This is a genomic window from uncultured Aquimonas sp. (assembly GCF_937888285.1).
Classification (GTDB): domain Bacteria; phylum Pseudomonadota; class Gammaproteobacteria; order Xanthomonadales; family Xanthomonadaceae; genus Aquimonas.
This window is the reverse complement of record NZ_CALART010000077.1, coordinates 66553-73251: the sequence shown is the minus strand read 5'-3', so window position 1 is coordinate 73251 and position 6699 is coordinate 66553. Positions and strand designations below refer to the sequence as shown.

The following is a 6699-nucleotide window of genomic DNA, read 5'->3' as shown; positions in this document are numbered from 1 at the left end:
TGGCCCTGCAAACCTGGCAAGACTGAAACAGTCGTGTAGTTCAGAGGCTCCTTAGCTTGCCTGATGACAGTCGATGGCTGTTGAGACTGCGCCCCCTGTCCATTGCGGAAATCCAGTACAGCAGCGGTGATGGCCAGCGCGACTGTGCATCCATCGGCGCGCCAGTGGGATCCGGCACGCCCCGTGGAGAAGTTACGCACCCCTCCGGAGCGGTGGGCGCGTTCACGGTCGCAGAAGGGCGCCACGGACGCAGCAATGTGGCTCGGGTCTGCTTGAACTGGGACCCGGGGGTCAACACGCCGAATAATCCAGACAACGATGTTGCGCTCATACCACACGCGACTTGGCTTTGGCGGCTTTCCGAGAAGACAGTAACGGGCCCCGCACTGCCGGAATTGCGCTGGAACTACGCTTTTGGGGCAACCGTGTCTTGGGCTTGCTCGGCAGACAACGAACCCAATCCCCGCGGCCCGCGCTTCACAACTTCGCGATGTCCAGCCACGATCGATCCCGTCTGCACCAGCGACGGCTGCGCCGGTCGGAGCATCGCTACGGTTTCAGGCCCAGCCGGCGAGTGGGTGCGCTACACCTTCGGCAACAGCTATCGCTATGACGAGGGGCTGCTGCGCAAGGTCGAGCGCGGTACCGGCCCGACCAATATCCTGCACACCGAAACCACCGAGTATCAGCTGGCGCAGAGCGGGCAGCCATACGCTCTCCCGCGAGGGCGCAGCCTGCGCGAGCGTGCGGACGGCTTCATCAGCGAGCAGCCGCGTCCCCGAGTTGGTGCAACCACGACGCGCGACGGCACCAGTTTTGTCTGGGCCGGTGCGCAGTTCGATGTCTTCGCTCGACCATTGAGCGTGACCCGATCGAGCAGCCTGGGCTACAGCCGCACGGAATCATTGACGTACTTCGATCAGACGGCGCTGTGGGTGCTCGGGCAACTCGAGCGCACGCAGGTGGGAAGCACCATTCCTGCGCAGACCACCTTCGATCCAGCGACAGCTTTGCCAACTCACGTCTATGCATTCGGTGTTCTGCAGGCGCGTTACGTTTACCACACGGCTGCGGCTCACCGTGGGCTGCTGGCCGAGATCTACGACGCCGCTAACGTCAATAAGGCAAGCGTAGGCAACTACAAGCGCGGCCTACCCCAGGCGATCTCGCGGCCCTTGGGATTCTCGATGACCGCCGATGTGAATGATCGTGGCGAGATTGAGAGCATCACTGATCCGCTCGGCAGTGTGACAGGCTACCTCTACGACGATGGCGGGCGGGTGCGCGCCAAGGAGTACCGCTACACCGACAGTACAGCTTGGAGTGACGAGGCGACCAACTATACGGGCCGCTCCAGTGGCAATGAGTACGGGCTTCCTAATGGCTTGTGGAAGCGCAGCCACACTCGGGGGCGCTACGAACACGTCACCTGGTACGACGCCCTGTGGCGCCCGATCCTGACGCGCGAGCGCGACGTCACGCTGCCGGGGAGCGAACGCTTCATCCGTAAGGCTTATGACGCGCGCGGCAACCTCAGCTTCGAATCCTATCCTGGCGCCTTGCCAAACCCAGCGACCAGCTATGCCACGCTCAGCAGCGGCATTAGTCGCCAGTACGACGCCCTCAATCGCCCGACTGTGGAGACGCGCAGCAGCGAGCTGGGCAATCTGGTCAGCTCACGCGCGTACCTGAGCGGCTTCCAGGTGCGCGACACCAACGCGCGCGGCAAGGCAACGACCTCCCGATTCATGGCCTTCGACGAGCCGACCTACGATTGGCCGGTGCGCATCGAGGCACCGATATCGCAGACGACGGTCATCGACCGCGATGTCTGGGGCAAGCCAACTGCGGTCACCCGCACGGGCCTGTACCAGGGGTGGCAGCACAGCAGCGTGACGCGGCGCTTCGTGTACGACGCCCATCAGCGTCTCTGCAAGCGCATCGATCCCGAGCACGGCGCCACGGTGATGAACTACGACAGCAGCAGCCGCCTCCTGTGGACGGCCGACGGTCAGGCTCTGAGCAGTGCCACGGCCTGCAATCGCGAATCGGTGCCAATCAGCCAACGTGTAGTGCGCGCCTATAACGATCGCGACGAGTTGACGGGCATCGACTATCCTGACAGCACCGATGACATCAACTTCACCTACCACCCGGACGGCGCGCTGTGGACGGCCAGCGTCGGCCCAGTCGGCAGCCGCATCAGCCACACCTACAGCTATAACAAGCGGCGCCTGCCCACCGAGGAATTGCTGCAGGTGGACGGCCACAGCTTCCCCATCGGCTACCGCTACAGCAGTGAGGGAGCGCTGTCAGAATTGGGCTACCCGGACAGCAGCTGGGAAGCTCTGGACCCCGACGGGCTCGGGCGCCCGCGGCAGATGGGCCAGTACGCGAACAACATCACCTGGCACCGCTTTGGCCCGCTGGCCGGCCTGACCTATGGCAACGGGCTGACTTTCAGCCAGAGCCTGAATGCGCGCGGCCTGCCGAGCGCCCGCAGCGACAGCAGCGCCGGCGTGGCACGGCTGTCGGAGACGTACGCATGGGATGCCAATGGCAACCTGAGCACAATCTCGGATCTGATCGGCAATGCCGGCTTCTACCAGAACGCCAGCCGGTGGATGAACTACGACGATCTCGATCGCCTGACGCTGGCGGACAGCGCAGCCCAGCCGCCCTTGCGCAGCCCTTGGGGCTACAGCTGGGGCTTGGCGTACTTCAGCTATGACGGTCAGGACAACCTGCGCAGCTTCCAGATGGGCGCGGCGGACTTCACCTACGCGTACGACAGTCAAGGCCGGCTGCAGAACGTCAGCCAGGCGGGTGAGGCGGCGCCGCTGTTCAACTACACCCACAACGCGCGCGGCCAGATGACCGGCCGGCAGTTCCGGGATCAGCACTTCACCCTCCACTGGGACAGCGCCCACCGCCTGACCAGCACCCAGAGCTGGGGTGCGAGCGGCACCGAGAGCTACCGCTACGACGCCCACGGGCACCGCGTACGCACGGTGCGTGGCGGCGAGACGGTTCATCAGGCCTACACCCGCGGCGGCGACCTGCTGTGGGAGCGGAGCAGCAACGGCACCACTCGCAAGTACGCGCGTGTGGGCGGACGGCTGATCGGCGAAGCGGTCAACGGCAGCCGTCTTGCGATCCACACCGATGTCATCGGCAGCGTACGGCAGAAGACAAACGCCTTCGGTAGCGCGGTGCATGAAGACATCCGCGCGCCCTATGGCTCGACACTGATCGGCCGCAGCTATCAGAATGGTCCAGCCTTCACCGGCCACATGGAGGACGGCGGCACCGGGCTCACCTACATGAAGGCCCGCTACTACGACCCGGTGGCGATGCGCTTTATCAGCCCGGATCCGGTCTATGTGGATCTGAGCACGGGTGGGAACTTCAATCGATACTGGTATGCAAACAACAATCCTTATTCGTATACGGATCCGGATGGGAGAGTCGCAAAGGTTCTAATTCCGGCCACGATTGCAGGAGGCCTGTGCCTAAGGAACCCAATCGCCTGCCAAAGAACCATCGAGCGCACAGCGGCCATGGTTCGCGTAGGGATTACAGGCGGTAGGCTGCTAACAGAAATCCAAGATACGGATAGTGTGACTGGTGGGTCTGACGATGAACGTATACCGTCGTCCACGGGGACGCGCGAGCTTGGGGATCTTGAAACAATTCATGCTCCTGGTCATCCTCAGAACGATCCGAAGATCGGTGAGCTCTCGGATCGAGATCTTGAAGAATCAATCAAGAATCCGACCGCAGGCGATAAGATTACCGTGAAGGGAAATCGAGTTCTCGATGGAAATACCCGCATTAACGAAGCAAAGTCTCGCGGATGGCCGAGCGACACAACGATCCCAGTTGAGGAGCTGCCGGAAACGCCAAAGAACATAGACGAGAATCCACTGGGGCCATATAGGGACTTTTGATGGGTAATGATGTCGATCAGGTGCAAGTAACTAGAAATGCGCTGCTTTGGATGCTCAGGGCTGCACTTCTAGAGATTCGAGCGGCCGAAACCTTGAATGCGGCCGTGAAGATCTCGGACATCTTCCATGTTTTGCCTATTGCGCTTTCAAGATGCGCAAGTGGAGAGGAGCTAGAGGCACAGTTCTCGGCCCTTGTGGAGAGAGCAAGACGCCACGGCATGGATTCCTATGTCTTGGCTTTGAGGGAGGCTGCAGACAGGCAAGCGCAGAGCTCAGGGCCAGGCCTATCTTCGTAGCATCTACGTGCTGAAAGGCCTTCAAATGCGGGGTCAGGTCTTGTTTTGCCACATGCGCCGACGTAATGTCGGCGCATGTCTCGTCCACAGCGCATTGAGTTTGCTGGTGCTTGCTATCACGTGATGGCGCGGGGCAATGCACGTGAGCGGATCTACTGGGACGACGAGGATCGGCAGCGGTTTCTGGACGGCCTGTCGCGGGTGTGTGACCGCTTCGATTGGATCCTCTGGGCCTACTGCCTGATGGACAACCACTATCACCTGCTGGTGGAAACCGAGCAGCCCACGCTGTCGCGCGGGATGCGTGAGGTCAACGGCACCTACTCGCAGAGCTTCAATCGCCGGTACGGCCGCGTGGGGCATGTGCTGCAGGGGCGCTACAAGGCCATCCTGGTGGACAAAGACGCCTACCTCACCGAGCTGCAGCGCTACATCGTGCTGAACTCGGTGCGCGCGGGTCTGTGCGGAGGCGCGGGTGACTGGCGTTGGAGCAGCTATCCGGTAGTGATGGGACAGGCGGAGCCTCTGCCTGGCTTGGCTGCGGATCGCACGCTGTCGTTGTTCGGCAGCGAGCGGGCCGCCGCCCGTTCGGCGTTCGAGCGCTTCGTGTCGGAAGGCGTCGGCCAAGTCTTCGAGCCTGAAGTGCACGCGCAGAGCTTCCTGGGCGACGAGAACTTCGTCGCGAAGGTGGCGAACGAGGTCGCGCCCGTCTCCCCCGAAGTCAATCCACCGAAGTAAAGCCCACCCACCCTCAGCACGCCTTGAAACTCAAAGCCGGATGCGGCTTTGGCCTCGGTGGTCTTGGTTTGGACAGCCCCGCCCTGTGCTTGTAGGTCTGCGAGGCGATCAGCTTCAAGATCTCTTTCAGCATCGCCGCCGAGGCAAACCCGAGCAACAGGGCGGGAATCAGGGGTTTGAGCGCGGTCCTCGCATAGGCGCGGTTGATCCGGCGATGCGCAGGCAGTTGCGAGGTGCTGCGTGCCGCGGCGCTGGTCAGTGCGGCGAGGTTGTCGCACAGGACCTTGGCGGCGAAGTCCTGCTGCACGGCGAGGTGGCTCAAGCCGCTCGCCTGTTCCAGGCTGAGCCGATGCTTGAGCCGCTTGAAGGCCTCTTCGATGGACCAGCGTTGGTGGTAGAGCTCACCAAACAACGCTGCGGGAAATCGCTCGGTGTCCATCAAGCTGGTCATGAGGATGCGCACGCTGCCGTTGGCGTTGACATGGCGGACCAGACGCACACGCAGCGGCCCGGCGGGGCACTCGAAGTCGGCGACATCCTGCGCATCCGCCGCAGGCAGCTCCACGATCTGTTCGGCGAGGCCGGAGGCGCGAAACGCCCGAACCGCAGCAAAGCCGCCCTGGGCGGCGTCCACACGCATGCAGAAGTCGATCGCCTTGCCCTGCAGCGCGGCGACGAGCCAGCGGCACGGATAGCCACGATCGAGCAACAGCAAGTCGCCTGTCCGGAAGCGATCGAACTGCTCGAACAGCGCCTGGCGCTCGCCATAACCCGCACTGTAGAGCTGGGCTGCGAGCATCAGCTGGGCATCGGGCAAGTAGCAGCCCAAAGCCAGCATGTCGCGGCTGGCCGCGCGCGGCACATGGCTGGCGCGCAGGGCCAGACGCAAGCAGGAGCCATCGACCGCGATGCGTCGCAGGCCGTGCCAGCGGGGCACCAGGCCGGCGTCCTCGGCGAGCTTGATCAGATGGTCGTTGAGCGCCGGCAGCGCGCCGGGCGCAAGCTTGGCCCGCGCCTGCGCAAACGCCTGGGCGGTGACGTGGCGAACCAAGGTGGCCTGTGCCTGGAGGCTGCCGAAGAAGGCATCGAGCTCGGCCTGCACGCTCTTGCACATGCCCGAAACGAGCGTCGCCACGAGCGCGGTCAAGGGCAACTTGCGGCGGCGGGAGAAGGCCGCCGGATGCTCGGGATGTCGAGCGGTGTTGAGGAATGCATCGGACGCGAGGTGCTCGGCCAGGGCATTGAAGAGACGTGTGAGGTCCATGGGGCGCTTGAGGTTCGAAAACGAACCTCACTGGCCGCCGCGCTGCTTGCGCTAAAAGCATGCGCAAGCAGCGCGGCGGCCTCACGAAGCGCGAGGGGTGTCAAGCGATTTCGGCGAGAATCGAGGGCTGTATCGAAGATGCGGGGCGGTCGCACTCGAGGCCAGTTGCGGAACTGCTTAACTTGGGTGGATTGCCCCCGAAGTCCCCCGCCGCCAGCGCCTCGCGCCTTCGTTGCGCCAGATCGAAGCGGAAGCCGCGAACCGCAACGCCGCCATCCGCCGCGCTTACGCCACGGGCGCCTACACGTTGGGCGAGATCGGTGCACACTTCGGCCTGCACTACGCGACGATCAGCCGGATCGCTCGACGACACTGACGAAGGCGGCACTGGTGAGCCAGCGCTGGCCCGTCGTGCAGGCTTGAGAAGGGCGCGCCTGCGTTTCTCAGCGAG

The 6699-nt window shown here is 63.4% G+C and carries 4 protein-coding genes; 3 read left to right on the top strand and 1 reads right to left on the bottom strand.

Annotation, left to right across the window (positions count from 1 at the left end; translation table 11 throughout):
- Nucleotides 1-578 precede the first annotated feature (578 nt).
- A complete protein-coding gene (locus Q0654_RS14880) occupies nucleotides 579-3950 on the top strand; it encodes an RHS repeat-associated core domain-containing protein (RefSeq protein ID WP_298855183.1) in 3372 nt (1123 codons plus the stop codon).
- 419 nt (nucleotides 3951-4369) lie between these two features.
- A complete protein-coding gene (locus Q0654_RS14875; protein ID WP_298855180.1) occupies nucleotides 4370-4984 on the top strand; it encodes a transposase in 615 nt (204 codons plus the stop codon).
- A 13-nt stretch (nucleotides 4985-4997) separates the two neighbouring features.
- Here the strand turns inward: Q0654_RS14875 and Q0654_RS14870 are convergent, their stop codons facing one another.
- Nucleotides 4998-6248 (bottom strand): IS4 family transposase, encoded by a 1251-nt coding sequence (locus tag Q0654_RS14870; RefSeq protein ID WP_298855177.1) that lies wholly within the window; start codon nucleotides 6246-6248, stop codon nucleotides 4998-5000.
- Nucleotides 6249-6480: 232 nt separating this feature from the next.
- On the opposite strand from Q0654_RS14870, the gene Q0654_RS14865 reads away from it, so the two are divergent.
- Nucleotides 6481-6624 carry a hypothetical protein gene (locus tag Q0654_RS14865; protein ID WP_298855175.1) on the top strand — a complete coding sequence of 48 codons (144 nt, stop codon included), beginning with the start codon at nucleotides 6481-6483 and terminating at the stop codon, nucleotides 6622-6624.
- Nucleotides 6625-6699 lie beyond the last annotated feature (75 nt).

Coding starts and splice junctions, on each gene's coding strand:
- Q0654_RS14870 (WP_298855177.1), bottom strand. CDS start 6,248: ATGGACCTCACACGTCTCTTCAATGCCCTGGCCGAGCACCTCGCGTCC.
- Q0654_RS14875 (WP_298855180.1), top strand. CDS start 4,370: ATGGCGCGGGGCAATGCACGTGAGCGGATCTACTGGGACGACGAGGAT.